The organism is Paenibacillus sp. B1-35, from assembly GCF_050474385.1.
Classification (GTDB): Bacteria; Bacillota; Bacilli; order Paenibacillales; family Paenibacillaceae; genus Paenibacillus_B; species Paenibacillus_B alvei.
This window is the reverse complement of record NZ_JBCHVJ010000001.1, coordinates 231,217-248,634: the sequence shown is the minus strand read 5'-3', so window position 1 is coordinate 248,634 and position 17,418 is coordinate 231,217. Positions and strand designations below refer to the sequence as shown.

At 47.3% G+C, this 17,418-nt stretch carries 14 protein-coding genes; 3 read left to right on the top strand and 11 right to left on the bottom strand.

Annotation, left to right across the window (positions count from 1 at the left end):
• Positions 1 to 48: 48 nt before the first annotated feature.
• Both ACQ5BJ_RS01205 and ACQ5BJ_RS01200 read right to left on the bottom strand, forming a co-directional pair.
• Positions 49 to 588 carry a methylated-DNA--[protein]-cysteine S-methyltransferase gene (locus ACQ5BJ_RS01205; RefSeq protein ID WP_430107952.1) on the bottom strand — a complete coding sequence of 180 codons (540 nt, stop codon included), beginning with the start codon at positions 586 to 588 and terminating at the stop codon, positions 49 to 51.
• The gene (locus ACQ5BJ_RS01200) at positions 585 to 1,229 is read right to left on the bottom strand and encodes a bifunctional transcriptional activator/DNA repair enzyme AdaA (protein ID WP_289355366.1); all 645 of its coding nucleotides are present in this window, start codon (positions 1,227 to 1,229) and stop codon (positions 585 to 587) included. The genes ACQ5BJ_RS01205 and ACQ5BJ_RS01200 overlap by 4 nt, the downstream gene beginning before the upstream one ends.
• A 149-nt stretch (positions 1,230 to 1,378) precedes the next feature.
• Between ACQ5BJ_RS01200 and ACQ5BJ_RS01195 the strand changes: the two genes are divergently transcribed.
• Complete coding sequence (locus ACQ5BJ_RS01195) at positions 1,379 to 2,293, top strand: DNA-3-methyladenine glycosylase family protein (RefSeq protein WP_289355365.1); 915 nt, start codon at positions 1,379 to 1,381, stop codon at positions 2,291 to 2,293.
• A 116-nt stretch (positions 2,294 to 2,409) separates the two neighbouring features.
• Here ACQ5BJ_RS01195 and ACQ5BJ_RS01190 read toward each other — a convergent pair whose 3' ends face one another.
• A complete protein-coding gene (locus tag ACQ5BJ_RS01190) occupies positions 2,410 to 2,676 on the bottom strand; it encodes a CD3324 family protein (RefSeq protein ID WP_163976323.1) in 267 nt (88 codons plus the stop codon).
• Positions 2,677 to 3,396: 720 nt separating this feature from the next.
• Between ACQ5BJ_RS01190 and ACQ5BJ_RS01185 the strand changes: the two genes are divergently transcribed.
• Entirely contained in the window at positions 3,397 to 3,903 is a 507-nt protein-coding gene (locus ACQ5BJ_RS01185; RefSeq protein ID WP_005549398.1) for a DoxX family membrane protein, read from the top strand.
• A 729-nt stretch (positions 3,904 to 4,632) separates the two neighbouring features.
• Here ACQ5BJ_RS01185 and ACQ5BJ_RS01180 read toward each other — a convergent pair.
• The 7 genes from ACQ5BJ_RS01180 to ACQ5BJ_RS01150 all read right to left on the bottom strand — a co-directional run bounded on the left by ACQ5BJ_RS01180 (position 4,633) and on the right by ACQ5BJ_RS01150 (position 15,200).
• Positions 4,633 to 5,838: a VWA domain-containing protein gene (locus ACQ5BJ_RS01180; protein ID WP_268600297.1), complete on the bottom strand. Its 1,206-nt coding sequence runs from the start codon at positions 5,836 to 5,838 to the stop codon at positions 4,633 to 4,635.
• A gap of 1 nt (position 5,839) precedes the next feature.
• Positions 5,840 to 8,191: a DUF5682 family protein gene (locus ACQ5BJ_RS01175; protein ID WP_005549402.1), complete on the bottom strand. Its 2,352-nt coding sequence runs from the start codon at positions 8,189 to 8,191 to the stop codon at positions 5,840 to 5,842.
• On the bottom strand, positions 8,191 to 9,294 hold the full coding sequence (locus tag ACQ5BJ_RS01170) for an AAA family ATPase (protein ID WP_005549404.1): 1,104 nt from the start codon (positions 9,292 to 9,294) through the stop codon (positions 8,191 to 8,193). Before ACQ5BJ_RS01170 ends, ACQ5BJ_RS01175 begins: the two co-directional genes overlap by 1 nt.
• Before the next feature lie 100 nt (positions 9,295 to 9,394).
• Positions 9,395 to 11,254, bottom strand: a complete 1,860-nt coding sequence (locus ACQ5BJ_RS01165; protein ID WP_268600296.1) for a HEAT repeat domain-containing protein — start codon at positions 11,252 to 11,254, stop codon at positions 9,395 to 9,397.
• Positions 11,255 to 11,266: 12 nt separating this feature from the next.
• On the bottom strand, positions 11,267 to 12,703 hold the full coding sequence (locus ACQ5BJ_RS01160) for an SWIM zinc finger family protein (protein WP_268600295.1): 1,437 nt from the start codon (positions 12,701 to 12,703) through the stop codon (positions 11,267 to 11,269).
• Between the two features lie 36 nt (positions 12,704 to 12,739).
• Positions 12,740 to 13,567, bottom strand: coding sequence for a hypothetical protein (locus tag ACQ5BJ_RS01155; RefSeq protein WP_005549407.1), 828 nt, complete (start codon positions 13,565 to 13,567; stop codon positions 12,740 to 12,742).
• A 712-nt stretch (positions 13,568 to 14,279) separates the two neighbouring features.
• On the bottom strand, positions 14,280 to 15,200 hold the full coding sequence (locus ACQ5BJ_RS01150) for a VanW family protein (RefSeq protein ID WP_005549408.1): 921 nt from the start codon (positions 15,198 to 15,200) through the stop codon (positions 14,280 to 14,282).
• Positions 15,201 to 15,415: 215 nt separating this feature from the next.
• Between ACQ5BJ_RS01150 and ACQ5BJ_RS01145 the strand changes: the two genes are divergently transcribed.
• Positions 15,416 to 16,282, top strand: coding sequence for a YitT family protein (locus ACQ5BJ_RS01145; RefSeq protein ID WP_005549409.1), 867 nt, complete (start codon positions 15,416 to 15,418; stop codon positions 16,280 to 16,282).
• A 71-nt stretch (positions 16,283 to 16,353) separates the two neighbouring features.
• On the opposite strand, the gene ACQ5BJ_RS01140 is transcribed toward ACQ5BJ_RS01145, so the two are convergent.
• Positions 16,354 to 17,391: a glycoside hydrolase family 18 protein gene (locus tag ACQ5BJ_RS01140; protein ID WP_430107945.1), complete on the bottom strand. Its 1,038-nt coding sequence runs from the start codon at positions 17,389 to 17,391 to the stop codon at positions 16,354 to 16,356.
• Positions 17,392 to 17,418: the final 27 nt, after the last annotated feature.

The following is a 17,418-nucleotide window of genomic DNA, read 5'->3' as shown; positions in this document are numbered from 1 at the left end:
CGCTTCACTCCTTCCTGAGTAAAGAAATTCATCTGCAATTCTATATGTTTAATCAGAAGATAAGTGCTCTACCTTCAGCAATCGTTTTTTCATATCAAGCCCGCCTCTGTATCCAGTCATGTGCCCATTCTTGCCGATGACACGATGGCAGGGTACCGTAATTAGAATGGGATTTGCGCCAATCGCAGTACCTACCGCACGAGCTGCCATAGGCTTCTGCAAATAAGCAGCGATCTCGGAATAGGTTCTCGTCTCCCCATACGGAATCTCGCATAAGATTCTCCATACTGCACGTTGAAATGGCGTCCCTTGAATATCCAACGGCATCGTGAATCCCTTGCGATCTCCTTGCAAATATTCCGCCAATTCTTCAATATGCGGGTGCAAGCGTTCGTCAGACCGTACGAGCATTGCTTGTGGGTATCGAATAGCCACCCACTCGCTCAAATGGTCAAAGGATTCGTGTTGTCCTCCAATATAACACACTCCCTGTTTCGATGCTGCCACGTATAGCTGCCAATTCTCTCGATTCAACATGGACCAATATATATATTGCTGCTTCTTTACCATTTTAGTTCTCTCCTTCATTTTCCCGCTCCTGCATCAAGCATTTGATGTCTTTTGCGGAAGACTGCCGGCGTATGGCCAGTTATCTTTTTGAACAAGGTAATAAAGTAGGGCGTACTTGGAAATCCGACGGTATGTGCGATGTCGTTAATCGTGAACGTCGAATTTCTCAGCAGCTCCGAAGCACGATTTATACGTTCATGCTGGATATATTCCATTGGAGAAACCCCCATAATTCGCTTAAATGTGCGCTGCAAATGATACGGGCTTCCATGACATAATTCTGCTAGCGAGTGAAGCGTCAACGTATCTGCATAATGGTTTTGGATACATTGTATGATTTGCGCAACCCATTCCTGATCGGGCATTCGATCTCCCGTTGGCTTACATCGCTTACAGGGACGGAATCCGGCCAGGAGCGCTTGTGCGGCATTTGAAAATGTGCATACATTTTCCCTAATCGGAGGCCTGGACTTGCATGAAGGCCTGCAGAAGATTCCTGTTGTTTTCACTGCATAAATAAATCGATGATCATAGGTGGGATCATTATAAAGGATGGCATTCCATTGTTCCTCTGACATGATTCCATCAGCAGAATCCCGCTTTTTCTCATCACCTGACAAGTCCGTGCGTATATCTTGTTGATCTCCTACTTTGCCCACTAATACTCACCTCCACTTCCAGTATAACCGGTAAGAGCTCTCCATGTACGTGAACAGGAATAGAAACGCAACATATCGAAATCATAGAGCGAACCAGTTATGATACAACTAGATTAGAAGATATTTTCAATTGAGTTGGGAGGAAAAGAATGACGAATGAGTATGCCTACGACCTAATCAAGCTAGATGTGCCCCGCGAGTTCAGCTTCACCGAGAACTTGAATTATCTATCTCGTGCATCCAATGAATGCTTATATGAGATTCACAATCAGAAGGTATACAAAGCCATCCCACTCGGAAATCGAACTCCCATAATCGAAATCAGCGCCAATCAGGATCAGTCATTGCGTATGGCCTATATCGGAAATGAGGTTCCTCTTGATTCATCTGAGCATAAAGCTGTTCAACATTACATCCGTGATTGGTTCGACTTAGATACTGATCTGTCGCCATTTTATGAGCTTGCGCATCGAGATCCACTGCTGCATGATGCCGTTCATGCATTCTCCGGCTTGCGGATAATGGGTATTCCCGATCTTTTTGAAGCTCTCAGTTGGGGAATTATAGGACAGCAAATTAATCTTACTTACGCGTATACGTTAAAGAGAAGGCTTGTAGAACAATTTGGAAAGCAACTTATTTGTGAAGACCGTTCCTACTGGATCTATCCAACCGCGGAAGATATTGCAGCCTTGTCGATTCAAGATTTGCAGCAATTGCGCATGACAGAACGGAAATGCGAGTATCTTATCCAAACTGCACAATTAATTGCGAATAAGCAGTTGACTAAGGAAATGCTGCTTGGTGCTGGCGGCTGTAAGCAGGCAGAGGAGATGTTAACCCAAATCAGGGGAATCGGGCCATGGACGGCCAATTATGTCTTAATGCGCTGTTTGCGAATGCCATCAGCATTCCCAATTGATGATGTCGGGCTTCATAATGCCGTTCGCCATGTTCTCGCATCAGACAGAAAGCCAACTAAGAGTGAACTGCGAGCAATGTCTGTCAATTGGAGCGGCTGGGAGGCTTACGCAACTTTTTATCTCTGGAGATACCTCTATTGACTCAGCAGCTACAGTAACCTGCAATGACTGGAAAGGAACTACTTACAGTATCCGCACCTATTTTGCGCAAAAAGACCCGCTTTGCATATGAAGCAAAGCGGGTCTCGGGTCTAGTATCATTCTTTTTTGTATACGATTTTCTTGATGCTATCTATGGATAAGCAATATAGTTCCGATAGCTGATCAATCGATGCACCTTCACGGAAACATTTCCGAATCTTCTCATTCCTCAGTTGAAGCTCTCTTCGAATTCCAGAGTTTTCGCCCCATCTTTTACGAGAACCCACTGGTGCAGGAATGTATATAAACTCTCCGCATACATATTTCTGAATTTCCTGCAATAAATGCTCGGGTAAACATTCATTCGCCTTCACATATTTCATGATTACTCCGCTCCTTAAAAAATCTTGAACTTTTCTAAGGAAGCAAAGCCTACATTATAAACGTATTTTCACCATGAAAGTCAAAATGAAAGTGAACGGTTCGGGTATTACACTCCAGGCTAGCAACCGTTCATGTCCATAATATAGACTTTGCATGGAGTTGATCTAAGTCGATTCTCATGTATAACAAAAAAATCCCTCATTTCAGTATGTAATTAGAATTGGATTAAATTGTACATTAACCAATTGTACCAGTATATACCTGATCAATCAATGATTTGAGCCTAAATGGCATACTGTTCTGCCGTTTTAATGCAATGTCCCTAAACTAGGAGGGTCCAAATGAAATAGATTCTTACATTCTGAAGTTTACATAGTAATATATTGACATTTCTCCTCTTCTGCTCTATTATTCATACTAATCCTATCAGATTAAAATTTTAGGATTCGAAGATGATGCCCGAGTCTGTGTTGGAAAATATAAGGGCACAGATGTGAACACATCAATCGCACTCGCCTTCGGATCATCGGCATGTCATTTTTTCGCATGAGCTCTTTTATTTGTTCATAAAGATATGATATTCGTTATAATCATGCAAAAAATCCAATCTTTTATGCAATAAATAGCTCGAAAGGGTCTTGCAAAATAGATCCGATCACTATAAAGTGTTTATGCATCCTATATATGGGAATGCTCTAAAACCAAAGGAGGATTGATTAATGATTGATTTTTTAAGGAAAAACGTGTGGGCAGCTGCATTGCTCCTTGCTGTACGGCTCTATGTAGGCTATGTATGGGTATCCGCAGGCCTGAAAAAGCTGTTTGGAGGTGGCTTTGACGCAAGTGGATTTTTAAAGGGTGCCGTGGAAAAAGCAAGCGGCGATCGGCCGATCGTACAAGATTGGTGGGCTTCCTTCCTCCAACATGTCGCCATCCCGCATTCGCAAGTGTTCAGCTTTATGGTTCAATGGGGTGAACTGCTCGTCGGCACCGGACTCATTCTGGGCGCTCTTACTCGTACCGCTGCTTTCTTCGCTATCGTCATGAATTTAGCGTTTCTTTTGAGCGGATCCATCAGCAGCAATCCTATCATGATTATTCTTACGATGTTCATACTTGTCGCTTATACAAATGCAGGCCGCTTCGGTGTAGATTATTACTTGCTCCACAGATTAAAGCTGTCTAGACGCCAATCACCTCAAAGCTCCACTTCACCCTCAGTATAACCTCGTGATTTACGCTCTGCTCATCAACATGCTTTGCTCAAACGGAGATCTGCATAACACTTCTCAAATTCGTGCTTTTTTACAAATGCAAACTTATAGCGCATTTATTTCAGGTAGCATATATGTGCATTGACAATCGCACGGAATGTAGTATGTATGATTTTAATCGCTTAATAAATTGATCTATCTGTAGCTAGATCAATTATTCATCATACGATTAACCCAAGTAAACCGTTGGAATTACTTGATATCAACTCTCGTCGTTGCTGCCTATCCCATCGTGCACTACCATGCATTCACCAATGTCATTGAGCCGTAAGGACACTTCAATGAAGTGAATCCTTGCGGCTCATATGGGGTGTTGACTTTTTCTGATAATAATGGGCCGCAGGCAGTTTGTTAGGTTACATAAGGAAGAGTATATTTTAATATAAATTCAATTTTCAGACTGAAAGCTGTTTTTAATGATTTCCCCCATCAAATCCAAGCTCTTCTTGAAATATTCGACTCCCCCTGGTGGCACCTTTATGAATCTATCTTAGCCCTCGCTGCAAGCTTCCTGGCAGATAGGTTGATACCCTCGAGTAGCTAATTCAAGACTACATGGATCATCATTTTCGTCAAATTTTCAGATGTCAAGATAATACCATTTCACCTTCACCATAGGCATCAAAAAAGGACGGCAAATGCCGTCCTTTTCACTTTTAGCAAATATATATGTGCGATGTATCACTTTGTCCCCACACGCTTGGCCAGCTCAGCCAAGTCATGCCCCTTCAACGCACCTTCCACCAGCTCCGGTAGCAGACTTGGCGTACAGGCGAAGCAAGGGGTGCCATCCCGCGCCAACACTCGCGCAAGATTCTCATCATAGAAGGGCTGACCTTGGTCGGAGAGCGCGAGCAGGCACATCGTCCTTACCCCTGCCTCTCTAAGCTCTCGCATGCGGCGGATGAGAGCCCCCCGATTGCCGCCTTCATACAGGTCGGAGACGATAATGAACAATGTCTTCTTTGGTTCCGTAATATATTGTTCGCAATACGCAACTGATTTGTTAATATCCGTTCCTCCGCCCAACTGAATCCCGAACAGCATATCTACCGGGTCATTGGCGCATTGCTCTGTCAAGTCCACAACTTCTGTATCGAACACGACGACCCGCGTATCTAACGCCGGAATGGAAGCGAAAATGGAACCAATAACGGAAGCCCATATTACAGAATCCGCCATCGATCCGCTTTGATCAATATCAACGATAACCGTCCATTCTTTGCTGCGCTGCGCACGGTCGAAGAAATAGAATCGTTCCGGGATGATTTGCTTTCGTTCGATGTTATAGTGCTTCAAATTGCGAGCAATCGTTCTCTTCCAATCGATGCCGCTTACGGATGGGAGCGGAGTGTGCTGTCTACGGTTCAGCGCCCCGGTAACCGCTCGACGCAAGTCATTTTCAAGCAGCTTTACGAGTTCATCCACAACTGCCTGCACAAGCATCCTTGCGGTATCCTTCGTCTTCTCTGGGATTTTCCCCTTCAAGGACAGCAGTGTGCCTACTAGCTGTATGTCGGGCTTCACCTGTGCCAAAACCTCTGGCTCGAACAGAAGCTGCTTCCAACCTTTTCGCTCCATCGCATCATGCTGGATGATCGACACAACATCATCAGGGAAAAAGGATCGAACATCTCCAAGCCATTTCGATAAGCGCGGTGCTGATTTCCCGAGTCCAGCCCCCTTGCCCCCCGCTGTTGATCCGTTTCCGCCCGATGCATCACTCGTCTCATCATAAATAGACGCCAACGCTTGATCCATGATAAGCTCCTCTTCGGTCAGGGGAGTACTGCCGTTCATGGAATAGCTAGAAAGCTGCCCTTCGACTGGCTGGCCAAGTATAAGACGCCAACGCGTCAGTGCTTGTGATTCAGCGAATTTGTTCATATCAAATGTCCCCAAAATCAAAATCGTTCAATTCGTCAATCATGCTCGCTTCTTCCTCCTTCAGCTCACCCATCAACAATTCCTCCGCCTGCTCAGCTTGCACGCCCCACAGCTCACCCAGCAGCTCGGCGATCATTGTCTTCTCCCGCGGAGCGAATGTGCTGAATGCCCGTCGAAGGAAGACAAGCGCTCTCACGAATTCGTTATCGTCGAGAGATAGAATATATTCATTCAACTGCTCCCATAGTGTCATACGGGACAGCAGCGCATATCGATTGCGCATGGACAATCCTTCGAACCATCCTGCGCCTAGATCGGCCGGTATGCCCGGGGATAAACGACGAGACACCTCTTCCGCGCATTGCTGCGGAGATATCACGTTGCGCTCCATCAATATGGCGCATGCGAAGCCGGACAAACGTGGATTCCGATCATCCCGCTCAGCCAAGCGAAGCAATTCTTGCAGCCATAACGATTCATCTACCTGTTCGCTATGATCTATGGCAACACGGTTCAGCTCGTTCATCGCCGAGATCATCGCATTTGCAGCTTCATCATTGCAGCCGCTCGCATCCAGCAAGAAAAGACAAGCACGGACGAACAACTGCTCCAAGAGCGGTATTAACGGAGTCATGTCCATTCGTCTAATGTCCCCATACCGAATAATCGTAGACAGATCTCTGGCTGCCGCTGCAATTTGTACGACGTCACGGCTGTCCACCGCAAGCCGCTGAAGCGCTTGCCGCGCTGCTTCCATCTGCGTCAGCATTCCGCATTCGCAAGCCACGCGTATCAGCTTAGATGCTTCGTCTATCGTTGTGCAGCTATCTAGCCTTTGTTGCAGGACATAAGCGGCAGCTACTTGAACGGTCTCGCCAAGAAGTGTCGATTCAACCACTTCAATCTCTACCTCAGGTGTCCATTGCAGCACCCAATGCTCCGCCCACGCCGCTTGCTCCTGCCCGCTTGGCTTCTGCTTAGCCAGCGATATGCCCAGCAGTGTCAACCGGTGAAATAGGAAGGAGCGATTCAAATCGAGAAATGCTGCGTCCTCAGAAGAAACCCGGCGATTCTCCCGCAGATCTAGCGCCAAATCAGTCGCCACTGTCGTCTTGTACTTTTCCAGCCTCAGCTTCCGCATCCATCGATTCAGATCATCTTGAATCGGCGTCTGACTAACACCATCTGCAAGCATACCGATCGCAGTGCCGACATCGATCCGGACCAATGCTTCGGCGATAACAGACAGGTCGCCGCGGCCAAGCAGCGTAAGCGCCGCATCTCGCAAATCCAGCAAGGTTGGCGCGCTTCCGCCATGGAGGGCCGCGAGCGATTCAGCCATTCGTACAGCCTCGATTACCTCGGCCGTAGAGCGGTGAGTCCCTGACTCTCGAAGTGAGCGGGCGACAGCGGATAAGTAATGCATGCTCAAATCATCCAATGTGCCGTCCAGCATGTGTTCCCACATCATTTGATAGTAACCCGGCGCATTGTTGCCCGCACCGTAGCCAGAACGCGAGGACAAGCGGAAATAGGAATAGGGCATCAGCGTAAGCTTCGAGCTGCGCTTTGGCAGCAGCTCGAATTCTTCATCCGTCATCGCCACCGTAAGATCAGCGAGTGCGGAAGCATGATACGCGCCGCATATGACAACAATTTTGTCAGGCGCATGCCCGGCGTTAAGCGCCTCAACGATCTTTCGACGCATATATGCTTCTCTGATTGCGTTATAAGCGTATTCAGTACGATCGTGAAGTCGCTCCGTCTCCTCGGTTAGCAGCCGCATCTGTTCGGAAAAGGCCAGTATGGCTTCGCGATAGGCACCTGGATTCATGTTGTGCTCATAGTTCCGTTCCCAATAGGTATCATAATCAGGCTCGCCTGCTAGTTGAGCAATTCGATTGTAAATGGAACGCTCGCTGCCTTTTCCCATCTCTTGTTCCAATGACTCGGGCTTGCTGCCTTCGCTGACTTCGCTTCCTTCAGAGCACGATTCTGTGTGATGCCGCTTATCGTGCAAGGCAAGCGTGACGGAGGATGGAAGGTCTATAAATGCTGCAGCCGCGCCATGTTGATCAGCCCATTTCATTGCCTGAAGCTCTGGCGAATAGGAAGCAAACGGCCACATGACCGTTCGTACAGGCAGATCATCGGTAAACGCAAGTATGGCAATAGGCGGTTTTGTTACCTCGTTCGTGAGATGACAGATGGATGCTGTCGCGTCTGAGGGTCCCTCGATAAGCACCACCGTCGGCTGAATACGGTCAAGCTCATCCAGCATATGCTTCGCGCCACCCGGCGATAAATGCCGTACTCCGAAAATGTTCACGGCAGAAGCCGCTGTCAGGCTCATCACTCGTTCAGCTCCTTGCAAGCCGTGTACAGTCCGCGCCATTCCGCCCCGCGCTTCTTCATGACATTGTCGAGGTATTCCTTCCAGACGATTTTGTCTTTGACATCATCCTTTACAATGGCCCCTTGGAGCCCTGCCGCTAAGTCTTCGTCGCTTAGTTCTCCGCTACCGAAGCTGGCTGCTAGAGCCATACTGTTCGTGAGCAGAGAGATCGCTTCCGCCGTTGAAATAACGCCCGCTGGAGACTTTACCTTCTCCTTCCTGTCGATCGTCATGCCGCTCCGCAGCTCACGGAATATCGTAACGACCTTATGCAAGGCTTCGTCGGAAGGCGCAGCTGACTGCAAATCGTATGACGAGGCGATTTCCTGAACACGCTTCTTCACAATCTCTACCTCGGTGTTCATATCCGATGGCGTAGGCAGAACGATAATATTGAAGCGGCGCTTCAAAGCCGCTGACATCTCGTTGACCCCGCGATCTCTTGTATTAGCCGTCGCAATGATAGAAAAACCCTTGCGCGCATTTACTTCCTTGCCGAGTTCAGGCACAGAAATCGTCTTTTCCGATAAGATCGAGATCAATGCATCCTGCACTTCTGAAGCACAGCGGGAGATTTCTTCGAACCGAGCGATCCCGCCCGCTTCCATTGCCCGCATAATCGGGCTTTGCACAAGAGCCTCCGGCGTCGGACCGTTTGCAAGCAGCATGGCGTAATTCCATGAGTAGCGCACATGCTCCTCGCTCGTTCCCGCTGTTCCCTGTACAACAAGTCCGGAATGACCGTAAATGGCTGCCGTCAAATTCTCGGATAGCCATGATTTGGCCGTGCCGGGCTCTCCGATCAGAAGTAGCGCCCGGTCGGTCACAAGTGTTGCAATCGCCATTTCCACCAAACGTTTATTGCCGATGTATTTAGGTGTAATCGACGTTTTGCCTGCCTTGCCCCCTGTAATGAACGTGAGTACCGCTTGCGGCGACATTTGCCATCCAGTCGGTACCTTTCCTTTGTCAGCCTTTCGCAGTGCCGCAATTTCCTCTTCATACAAGCGCTCTGCAGGCAATCGCATTATATCCTGCATTTGTTGTTGGCTCACTGCCATTTCATCATCTCCCATGACGTAATCTAGGCTCGTTCCTGACATTCTATCGTTTTGAGACGTAAGGCTGCTCCAGCGCTTCTTGCAGTTTCGTAAGGAATAACTATACCGATTCTGCCGCAACCGCAGCTTGTTTTGCTTCCATTTGTTCGACGATGTAACGAAGCTGTTCGCCAGCCGTATACCTGAACTTAGGCAGCACAGCGGATAAACGATCATGATACGATGATGGCAGCTCATAGAGCTGTTCAAGCACATATCCATCAAAGACATAGCAACTCGTATTGCGCTTATCTTCGATGGCGGCCACAAGCGCCTCCCATAGAACTTCTTGATCAACGCCGGCTCGTTTCAATCCACATAATATCAAGCCTGCGAACGGATTGCGGAATTCAGGGTTTTTCTCCATCTTGCTTCGCAAAAACTCGATGCATGCCTCATGTCCCGGTCGTGCAAAAGCACATACGAGCGCAAGTTCGTTCTGTTCAATGAAGCAATCCAGCCAACGCTCATCCCACGTATCGCAAATGATTGGCAGCGACTGCATAACAGTCATATAAATGGAGGTAAGCTCCGTTGAATGATTCCACAATGATGGATATTCCTTATATTCTCTGGATAGCACAATCTCTTCTATGGCACTAAACAGTGCTTTCTTTCTTTTTTGCACGTCTCTGTTCGTCTGCAGCTTCCACTTATTGCGCATCGATGCCACGTAGTCCTCATACATGTCCTCTTTCGTGAGCTGATTGAATGAGGAACGGACAGTATAGGACATGAATCGGACATCATGTTGCTCCATTTCCTTCAAGTAAGCATGGGCTTCCGCCGAATGATGTGCTTCCATATATCGAGCCGCTGCGTGGAGCAGCTCCATCCATTGAAATGATACGAAATCTTGAAATCGGCTTACGACTTTCGCATATACGTCGAAAAGCTCATTGCACTTCTTAAATTCCAATGATCGCACTGCAAACTTCATACTCTCCCAAATCTTTTCTAGCTTTTTCTTATCGTCCGCTTGCTCCAACGCCAAATCCAGGTTATGATCCAAATCCTGTACTAATCGAGCATTCAGCAGCGGATGATCACATCCGGCCGCCGCTTCTGAAACTATCTCGATATCTTTGCCTGAAAAAGCTTCATGCAAGCGTTCCGCCGCTCGTTCCGTTCCATTTGCAGCCAGTGCGTGATAGGCCGCCTCCCGAATTGCCTTCTTCTTCTCCTTCGTCCATTCAAGTACGGATTCTTCATACTGAACATACCCCGCTAAAAGCCGAATTGCCGTCGATCGAACCTCATCCGAACCGGTTTGTGCAGCTTGATAAACGAATGCGGCAGCCTCGTCTCCACCGGCTTTGCCAATAACGCGCAGCTTCCTTGCTTCCAGCTTGCCGCCATCAGCTCGGAACGTCTTCATCAGATGCGGAACAATCTGCGCTCCATAGGATGGAAGAATTTTCTCCATGGCCATATCTGCAATTTCCGTATATGGATCGCCAAGCGCCTCAATTGCGTAGTGCAGCAAGCGCATATCGGCAAACATGCCATCTTCGAAGGCCTGAACGATTACTTCAAAGCGTCCGCCACCAGTCGTCGTCAACGCCTCTTGGACTGCCGCCAACTTGCGGTAGGACAATCTCGTTGATAGACTGCTCGGATGGCTATCTATGGCCGTAAGTTCACCAGTGGGAGTTGTGCTGCCCTGTGTGTATAAGACGGAATGAAGGAGCATGCCAATATCCTGCAGCATCTCGGCTGAGGATGGTTCCTTCCCCGCAGGCGGTTCGATTAATGCGGCAATCCCCTCACCGAGCCGCTTGAATACAGGCGCCCGCTCCCCAAGCTGCTGGAACTGCGGCAGAAGCCGCTTCAAGCGGAAGTCACCGACTGCCAACTCGCTGCCTGCTATGTATAGGCGTTTCACTTCTTGATGAAGCTCTTGCAACAATGCTGTACTCATCAACCATCCTCCTTAATACAAGAGACGGATCATTTCCGCATCCTTCATTATCGTTAACGGCTGTGCAATCAGTCGTCCGCTTTCCAGCCGATGTTCGAACATAACCAACATCGCTGCATCTTGTGTCCATCCAGTTGGCAGTAGCGGCAGCAAGGACACCGTAGAATGATGGAAACCACATATATCCCTCAGCACGATCTGCTGACCACGCTCATCCTGTAATACAAATTCATCCTGATCCGTCTGTTTCATATCTGATACGTGCAGAAGCACAACCGGATTTTTCTCTCCCAGCGGATTTTTCAATTGATTCTTCACGCTCTTCAATACGTCTGTATAAACACGATGTGCATGACCAGATATGAGATCCACATCCTTAGGCTCAACCGCTCTCGTGATCATTTCATCCCAGCGTACTCTGCGATTCATGTCCCCTGGATAGCGATAAAGCGACTTCACCTGCGCAACATCGAAGAAGCTGTCGTCGGCCCTCATCTGCTTCGCTGCTTTATAGGGGCGGTATTGAATCGTACGATGAATCTCTCCCGACGCTTTTTCTATCCAATAGCCCTGATCAATGTATTCTTGTCTGGCCGGGTCATCATAGCTAAGGAAAGAGAGCTGAATGAGCTCCACATCCTCGCTCATCATGCCGCATGCTTTCAATTCGCTAAGCTGCCACGCATGGCCAAGCCACTCTTCTACAGTCGACTCATGATCCAGCGCTAGTTCTGGATCGGCAAGTCTGGCGGTCAAATGACTTCGACCTTTTTTAATGAAGGCGTGCAGGATGGTCAACTGCTCAATCGCATGAGTATAAATATCTTCCATATCCCCATCATTGGATAAATATAAGGCTAATCTGCGCAATTCATGCTGCGCTCCGGGCAAATATTGACTGCCCAGTTGCTTGGCATGATCCTGAATCATCTTAATTGCTTTCTTATCTACCGTGCCTATTCCGCCTCGAACAATTGACAACACTAGCTTTTCCAGGGATTCAAGCCCATCAAGCTGCGCTTGAAGCTTCTTCTTCAATGCAGACTTGTTCACCTTCTTCGGCTTCAATTCGGCGCCCTCCGCAGCCTGCTGCTTCTTCTCTTCCCGTTTCTCCGCTTTTTCCCTTTTAGAGATGATATCCTCAGGCACAGGTGCAGCAGCGAACGCTCCTCCCCCCACATATGCATACAGCAATCCCAGCGCATGCTTGCATGGAAGCTGTCTGCTCGGGCAGGAGCAGCGAAGTATCGGCTTTTCAGGCTGAATGAAGTCTGCCGAGCATTGATAATTGGATTTCCCGCTGCCCGAACATTCCCCGAACAAAAGGGATCCATCTTCCGAACTGTTCAACTGCACGAAACTACGTTTTTTGACCAGTCCCTGCGCGTTTTTGATAGCCGAGGCGTTCGGAGCCAACGAATCTACATATGACTCTGTAATTTCGATCATGGTGATTCCTCCTATCTGTCCAATATCATCTATCCTTTATGTATGCGATCCATGTAACCACTTTCCAAAGTAATCCTCAACCGCTTGCTCGCAATATCCATCCTCGCCGCGCCAGTTTACGACAGCGAAGAAGTCGTTTCTCCCGCCCCTGCCCGGTCTGTTCTCCGAACCGGCTCGCAGCACACCGGCGTAAGCCAAAATTTCCATTAACACATCGCGTTCCTGCTTATTGGATGGCAGTACACTGCTAAGCTTCGCTTCCAACTGGCGTGCGGCATCGTTCGGCTGACAGCTTCTTATCGCTGTAAGTATATGTTCAAGAATGGACACATCCTCTTCCATAACGTCAACTGTCCCTTCGGCAAGGAGCTGCTCCATATCCAATATGCAATAAAGCATATGGTTAAGTCGAACACCTCCCCATTTTATCCGCTCGAAGTTCAGCACATTTATATCTTCATTCGTATAGGCTTCAAGAGTGGCAACCCCATTCTTATCACATTCATAGCAATCCCCATACATGGCATACGTGCTGCTTGTACACCTGCCGATATTGCTCGTAAACATATGGACACTCATAGCATGCGTGAGTGCCCAACTGGAGAGCGCGCTTCGCATGTACACTTTCCGTGTAGACAAGCTGTGCAGAAAAGCTCGAACAGCCATCTCCTTGGTAACCACTTGATGCAGCTCGACTATCCGCATCACACATTTGTCATGACTTTTCGTCACTGGATCGAACATTAGCCCTTTGCTCTTTGCATACTCAAACTCATCACCGGCAAAGGAAATGCTGCGAGTGTCCTTCCATCCCGCGCTGCTCCAGAATGTTTTCATTACGATTTGCTTTGCCTTCTTGTCCATCTTACCCTCCCTGCCGTTCAAAGCTGCTGCATCAATAAGCCTCAAATTATCGAACATATGTTTCGTTCCACTCTGAAAAAAAACGCCGAAAGCAAAGCTTCGACGAATCCTTACTATTATCATATCGAATGTTCATAGACATAAAACAGGTCACTTGGTCCCATTCCTATCGTGCTCAGCCTTCATATTTATAGGAATATAGTACCACAAACCCAAATACCCTCATATATTAACATCGAATTCATATATCAACAACATAAAGTCCTGAGTAGACTCCCCCCTCTCGTTTTCAGCTCCAAGATTTCCATTTCGCCTTTCGCAAGTCCGTATGGATAATTCAGAGTAAACTTCTCTAGCTGTTCTCGCGGAAATCAATATTTCAAAACAACATGTTAGCAAACAGTGCAAGGACAGCCGCTATACCTCTCCCCATTTCGTTCCCCTCCCCTATCGGATCTGAACAGCTATAGTACGTGTTACCCTGCGAATTCGTTCATCAAGTAAAACATAAAAAACCCCTCCAACGATCTTGGAGAGGATTTGAATGAAGCTGTTCATCTTGGATCATACCGTATTCGTCCATGCAACTATTGAAGATGATTATGAATCCGTTTTTGAAAAATCAAGATTGTACTCCCTAATTTGTTAACAACTTGAAAAGAGCATTACTACACATGAACTACAGTAATGCTCTTATTTTTCTACTTTACTCCTACCCATCCTTGTCTACATTGATATCGGTCACTTCTTCAGGCAGTTCCTTCGAGGCGCCTGGAATATCCCGCTGCTTGTAGCGAATTTCTTCTGATGAAAATACACCAATGTGAACTGTCCCCCCGTAGGCAAAGGCTCGAATCAATATAGGCTGATTGTAATGATTATGAAAGGTGAAGTCAGGCCCATTCCAACTGACCGTCGCATCACGACCAGGCGGTACATAGGTGACATTTCTGCTGTGGGAATAACGCTTCACGATTTGCAGTCCTGCTCGATCAACTGCATTGAACAGGGTGGATGAGATTTGGCAGATCCCCCCGCCGACCCCTTCTGACATTTCTCCCTTCACGATGATAGGGGCGCTTACATACCCTCTTTCTACTGTACGTTGACCTACGATCTCATTAAAGGAAAAGGTCTCCCCTGGAAATATGACGTGATTGTTGATCGCTTCTGCAGCAAGCTTTATGTTAATGGATCGATTTTTGTTATTCGTATTGTAATAGGTCGTATATTGACCGATTTGTTTCTCGCGGATATGAGACAAAAGTTCGCTGTCCACTTTCGGATAGGCTAGCTGCATAGGCACCTCAATTTTCACAGTGCCTTTCCTGTACATGTAACGATACAACTGCTCTGTGAACATATTTCTGTCCAGCTTTACACCGTTTCGTCCCGATACAATGCCCCCATGTTCATTCAATGACGCATTGAGCGGTGCAACAGCCACTTGGCGATCCAGCGAATCCATGAGCTTATTCAATTTGTGATTATCCACGACGGTCACGCCTGGCAGTGAATAATCGGAACGATGTACAGCTGCTAATTGCCGACCCTGATGTTCAACAAGGAGTTGATCTGCAGCGACAGGTGGATGCAGCAGCCACAGAGCAAGCCATAGATGACGCAAGTACATGAAGTTCTCCTTTTTATCCAATGAATACCGTTCGATTATTATTTTCTTGTTGCAAGCTTACTATTCACGAGTTTCAACAATGAATGTCCACCCTTAGGACACAAGTAGCTTCAAATTATGACAATTCTCACTTTATTGTTCATCATTCATGAAAATGTTATGATATATACATACTTTAAGTTAGTATCATCCTATAGACAGAGAGGATTTGTTGCATGGCTAGAGTTCATAAGAAAATGTCCTTTTTTGACTACTTGAAGAGATTTATCTTCATTACGTCTGGCGCAATTTTAATGGGTATCGCGTTGGAATTATTCCTCGTTCCGAACAATGTAATTGATGGCGGGATAACAGGGATTTCGATCGTAGTGTCCAAGCTTACAGGCTTGCCGCTCGGTGTGTTCATCTTCCTTATTAACGTTCCGTTTCTCATAATGGGGTACAAACAAATCGGGAAAACATTTGCCTTCTCTACCTTATATGGGATCATAGTTATGTCGGGTACGACATTCTATCTGCATCCCTGGAGTGCATTTACGAATGAAAAAATATTGGCGGTATTGTTCGGCGGCTTTATTCTAGGCTTTGGTGTCGGCCTAGTTCTTCGCTTTGGCGGTTCGTTAGATGGTACAGAGATCGTAGCGATTCTCGTATCCAAGAAGACCCGGATTCCTGTTGGTCAAATCATTCTCTTTATCAACGTGTTCATCTTTATTATTGCTGGATCTGTCTTCGGTTGGGATTCGGCGATGTACTCGATCTTTACTTTCTATATTGCTTCGAAGGTGATGGATATCGTCGTTGAGGGCTTGAATGAATCGAAATCGGTAACCATCATATCGCAGGAGTATGAGGAAGTATCGGAAGCAATTCAAAGCCGTTTGGGCCGTAGCACAACCTTCATCTATGGCAGAGGCGGTTATAGCAAGGAAGATACTCAAATTATTTATTGTGTAGTTACGCGTCTGGAGCTGGCAAAGCTGAAGGCAATCGTACAAGAGATTGACAGCAAGGCGTTCATCGCGATCGAAAGCGTTTCGGATGTCCTCGGCGGCAATTTCCAGAAAAACGACATCCACTAACTGACAAATCCCCTGCATGCTTGAGCATCATACAGCTCGTATGCAGGGGATTCTTTATTCATCATTCATAACTAGCTTGTGTAGGCACGATGCATCGCTTCAAGCAAAGTATGCGTATGATCGCAGCTATATTCCCAGAACATAATGCCTGCAAGTTCCTGCTGCTTCACATACTTGCACTTGTGCGTTAATGACTCTGGATCATCATACGTAATAAAGCTGTGACCATCATACAAATACGGCGCTTTCGCTTCATCGTCCCAATGGCGAACAAAACCATTTTTGTTGATATACGCTGCATCCAGCTTCGTGTAATCCGATCCATATCCACCCGATCCAGCCGTCATTTGCAAATAGCCATTGTTCGTATTCGGAACGTCCTTCCACATTCTAGAGTAGAAGGCCGCACCGATAACGAGCTTCTCGCGCGGAACCCCTGCAGCCGTGAACAGCCGTACAGATGTATCCACACTGATGCGGAACAAGTCACCTGTCGATGTATACAAGTTCGTATGATGTCCGGTCAAAGTTTGGAAGCCGCCGCGCATATCATAGGTCATGAGCTGAATGAAGTCCAAATACGGATAGATAATATCCATCTCTGTCCCATCGATATAGTACTGATCTGCGCCCGCAGCTATCGTCAGCAAATAGTGTTTTCCATCTGCCTGCCCTTTGGCATCAAGCACTTCGCGCAGCTCCTTGAGGAGCAAAGTAAAGTTCTGCTTATCATTTGGGCTGGAGGCAATTCCTGCTTCCGAGTAGCATGGGTACTCCCAGTCAAGATCGATCCCATCGAACGAAGCTGTCTCTAGCACACGCACTGCGGACTCTGCAAATTGTCGTCTTCCCTCTGCAGTTGAGGCCGCTTCAGAGAAGCCTCCCGCACTCCATCCGCCCACAGACAGTAAAATGAGCAGCTCAGGATTGTAAGACTTCAATACTCGCAATTGAGACAAATTCTGCAAATGCTCAATCGTAATCCGGTCATTCTTCACATGGCCGAACGCCACATTCAGATGGGTTAGCTTCTTCGCATCTTCTGCCGTTACCTGCGGCAGTACAGAATCACCAGCATACCCGGCCAATATTAGCTTGTTGCTGCTCATGCTGTCGTCTTCCTCTCTCCATGTTAG

Excerpts from the sequence above, each read along its gene's own strand:
- ACQ5BJ_RS01165 (WP_268600296.1), bottom strand. The coding sequence starts at position 11,254 with ATGAGTACAGCATTGTTGCAAGAGCTTCATCAAGAAGTGAAACGCCTA.
- ACQ5BJ_RS01155 (WP_005549407.1), bottom strand. The coding sequence starts at position 13,567 with ATGGACAAGAAGGCAAAGCAAATCGTAATGAAAACATTCTGGAGCAGC.
- ACQ5BJ_RS01170 (WP_005549404.1), bottom strand. The coding sequence starts at position 9,294 with ATGGCAGTGAGCCAACAACAAATGCAGGATATAATGCGATTGCCTGCA.
- ACQ5BJ_RS01150 (WP_005549408.1), bottom strand. The coding sequence starts at position 15,200 with ATGTACTTGCGTCATCTATGGCTTGCTCTGTGGCTGCTGCATCCACCT.
- ACQ5BJ_RS01180 (WP_268600297.1), bottom strand. The coding sequence starts at position 5,838 with ATGAACAAATTCGCTGAATCACAAGCACTGACGCGTTGGCGTCTTATA.
- ACQ5BJ_RS01160 (WP_268600295.1), bottom strand. The coding sequence starts at position 12,703 with ATGATCGAAATTACAGAGTCATATGTAGATTCGTTGGCTCCGAACGCC.
- ACQ5BJ_RS01185 (WP_005549398.1), top strand. The coding sequence starts at position 3,397 with ATGATTGATTTTTTAAGGAAAAACGTGTGGGCAGCTGCATTGCTCCTT.
- ACQ5BJ_RS01140 (WP_430107945.1), bottom strand. The coding sequence starts at position 17,391 with ATGAGCAGCAACAAGCTAATATTGGCCGGGTATGCTGGTGATTCTGTA.
- ACQ5BJ_RS01205 (WP_430107952.1), bottom strand. The coding sequence starts at position 588 with ATGAAGGAGAGAACTAAAATGGTAAAGAAGCAGCAATATATATATTGG.
- ACQ5BJ_RS01195 (WP_289355365.1), top strand. The coding sequence starts at position 1,379 with ATGACGAATGAGTATGCCTACGACCTAATCAAGCTAGATGTGCCCCGC.
- ACQ5BJ_RS01145 (WP_005549409.1), top strand. The coding sequence starts at position 15,416 with ATGGCTAGAGTTCATAAGAAAATGTCCTTTTTTGACTACTTGAAGAGA.
- ACQ5BJ_RS01175 (WP_005549402.1), bottom strand. The coding sequence starts at position 8,191 with ATGAGCCTGACAGCGGCTTCTGCCGTGAACATTTTCGGAGTACGGCAT.
- ACQ5BJ_RS01190 (WP_163976323.1), bottom strand. The coding sequence starts at position 2,676 with ATGAAATATGTGAAGGCGAATGAATGTTTACCCGAGCATTTATTGCAG.